This is a genomic window from Cupriavidus necator, from assembly GCF_013141915.1.
In the GTDB taxonomy this organism is placed as follows: domain Bacteria; phylum Pseudomonadota; class Gammaproteobacteria; order Burkholderiales; family Burkholderiaceae; genus Cupriavidus; species Cupriavidus necator_B.
Genome location: NZ_SROX01000045.1, coordinates 1 through 701 on the forward strand (window position 1 = coordinate 1; position 701 = coordinate 701).

Below are 701 nucleotides of genomic sequence, written 5' to 3' on the forward strand. Positions count from 1 at the left end.
GCATCGTCCTCGCGGGCGGAGGTGGAGAGGGATGCAGCACGGTGGCGAGCGGTAAAGCCGGCCCTTCGTGTCTACGTCGATGACTTCGAGGAACGCGAGTACATGCCGCCTAATATCGGCTCAGTCCTATCGGTGAGCGAAGACAACGACATGATGCTTGGTCGCCACGAAACAGCAGATGAATGGGCAGACGCCGCCATGCTCGCCGCCGCTGAGGCGCCCAATGGGGAGAAGCGCGATGCGTGAGGAATTCGTCAAGTTCGTCAATCTGCACGGCCTAAGCGGTCATGCATACACCATGGCGTTGTGGGCGTTCGAGACTGGGCACGCCGCAGGCATGGAGCGGGCGGCGGAGATTTGCGAGGCGCGATTAGGCCAAGGCGGCATGGAATACGACCAAGACGCACTGGACCGCGAGGACCAAGCATGCGCCGCCGCCATACGCGCCGAAATCAAGGGGGAGTGATGGGAGCAATCGCAGAACGCCGCGAACTGATGGAAGCGACGCAGGCGCTTGTAAAGACCAATGCACCGACCGCAGAGCACTACGACAGGTTGATGGCCGCTCTGTCGGCAGTCGCAACACATGATATTGGGCGCCCGATCAAGGCTGTTCTGGCCATCCCCCGGAACGCTCGTGATGAACTGAATCTCTCTGCAATGGAGGCAACGTGACCACCCCCGCCACTACCCCAGCAGAT

The 701-nt window shown here is 61.2% G+C and carries 3 protein-coding genes; all 3 read left to right on the forward strand.

The genetic code is table 11. The features are described from left to right. Positions 1–246, forward strand: a 246-nt coding sequence (locus tag E5S69_RS32220; RefSeq protein WP_216621520.1) for a hypothetical protein, incomplete at its 5' end; no start/stop codon positions are given. Then, entirely contained in the window at positions 239–466 is a 228-nt protein-coding gene (locus tag E5S69_RS32090; RefSeq protein WP_171518321.1) for a hypothetical protein, read from the forward strand. The genes E5S69_RS32220 and E5S69_RS32090, both read left to right, overlap by 8 nt. Continuing rightward, complete coding sequence (locus E5S69_RS32095; protein WP_171518322.1) at positions 466–675, forward strand: hypothetical protein; 210 nt, start codon at positions 466–468, stop codon at positions 673–675. Before E5S69_RS32090 ends, E5S69_RS32095 begins: the two co-directional genes overlap by 1 nt. Positions 676–701: the final 26 nt, after the last annotated feature.